General features: G+C 61.0%; 3 protein-coding genes. All 3 read right to left on the bottom strand.

The window, feature by feature from the left end; genetic code table 11:
- Nucleotides 1-49: 49 nt before the first annotated feature.
- Nucleotides 50-223, bottom strand: coding sequence for a hypothetical protein (locus EAW56_RS12825; RefSeq protein WP_167457443.1), 174 nt, complete (start codon nucleotides 221-223; stop codon nucleotides 50-52).
- A 296-nt stretch (nucleotides 224-519) separates the two neighbouring features.
- Complete coding sequence (locus EAW56_RS12120) at nucleotides 520-1,164, bottom strand: DUF3239 domain-containing protein (RefSeq protein WP_122086813.1); 645 nt, start codon at nucleotides 1,162-1,164, stop codon at nucleotides 520-522.
- A gap of 11 nt (nucleotides 1,165-1,175) precedes the next feature.
- Nucleotides 1,176-1,517 (bottom strand): helicase-related protein (locus EAW56_RS12115; protein WP_279629707.1); only part of this gene is annotated, 342 nt, incomplete at its 5' end.

Raw genomic sequence — 1,517 nt, 5'->3', positions numbered from 1 at the left:
CGCAGAGTAGAAGTCGGGGCAGCGTCGGGCAGACGACTTTACTTCCTGGTTATTCTTGATGACTGTTTTTGATGCGATTAACCAGTACAGCTGCAACTATGGTGAGCAGCATGAGGATGATGAATCCGAGGATCGACTTGTTTGTGATGGCGACATAACTCGAAATTGCCAGCCCGAATAGTGCAACGACAATCGCATTGGGAGATATTTTGTGCCCGTTCATGAGTCCTTCTGTATTTGATCGTTAAGTACACACGCTGCCGCGAGCCTATCTGCACCACGTGTAATGGAACTTTACGCGATTACTGCGTTTCTTGTGGTGGCTCGGGGCTACTGTTGCCCCGGTGATAGTGGCTCCTATGACGGTGCAGAAAGCCCACCCGACATCAGGATTGGCTGTCCCTCGGGCAACCCCTGATCCGCTGATAACTTTGTCCTACTCAAGAGGACTGAACTCCACAACGCCCACCTCCACCAAATGAAGGCAGGCGTTGTGCGTCCTGGGCGGCGAAGAACTCCCTAGAGTTCCACGAGGGTGTTCTTCGCGGCAGTGACCAGCTCGGAGTCCTTGCGCGCCTTCTCCAGGCGCTGCCACTGGTCCTGCGGGATCTCGGCGCGTGCGCGCGAGATTTCCTTGGTGTCTGGGGTGGCCCAGGCGATGGGCATCGGGGTGATGACCTGCCAGGTGTGCTTGTCGCGGGTGGAGCGCTGCCCGCCTACGGCGACGACGGGGACCTTCGTGCCCACCGTGTCGTGGGTGTTGGGGATGCGCTTGACCACGCGGGACGTGAGTGCCCAGCGGGCGGGGCCGCGGTCGGAGGCGTTCATGTTCACCAGCGCGGTCAAGGTGAGGGTCGTCCCGACATTTTCGGTGATGATGGCGGGGGCGAGCGGGTGGGCGTCGTAAAGCGTCTGCGTCTTGCCCACTGACTTCGGCAACATGAGTGCGACGATGAGCATCATGACGCCAAACAGGATCAGGCCGACGGAGCCGAGGAGGCGCCAGGGCGACGTTGGGTCGATGAAGATCCACGCGGCGATGCCGCCGGCGATACTGAGGACGAAGAGTGCGATGCCGGAGAGCACCATGCTCTTAGTGTCGCGGAGCAGTTCGTTGTGCTGCTTGGCATATTCCTCGTCAACGTCGAAGTGAAACGTGCTCATGGGCGACCAGTCTATAGGTCGGCGGCGTCGACCAATCTGTAGGCATAGCCCTGCTCGGCGAGGAAGCGCTGGCGGTGTACCGCGTACTCGGCGTCGAGTGTGTCGCGCGCGACCACGGTGTAGAAGACGGCCTCGGCACCGTCGTGCTTGGGGCGGAGCAGCCTGCCGAGCCGCTGTGCCTCCTCCTGGCGCGAGCCGAACGTGCCGGAGACCTGGATTGCAACGGCCGCCTCGGGCAGGTCGATGGAGAAGTTCGCCACCTTGGACACCACGAGCGTGGATACTTCGCCGTCGCGGAAGGCCTGGAACGCCTGCTCGCGCTGCTTCGTGCTGGTTTTGCCGTGAATGAGCGG

It is taken from the genome of Corynebacterium gottingense (assembly GCF_003693265.1).
GTDB lineage: Bacteria > Actinomycetota > Actinomycetes > Mycobacteriales > Mycobacteriaceae > Corynebacterium > Corynebacterium gottingense.
This window is presented reverse-complemented; position numbering and strand designations above follow the sequence as displayed.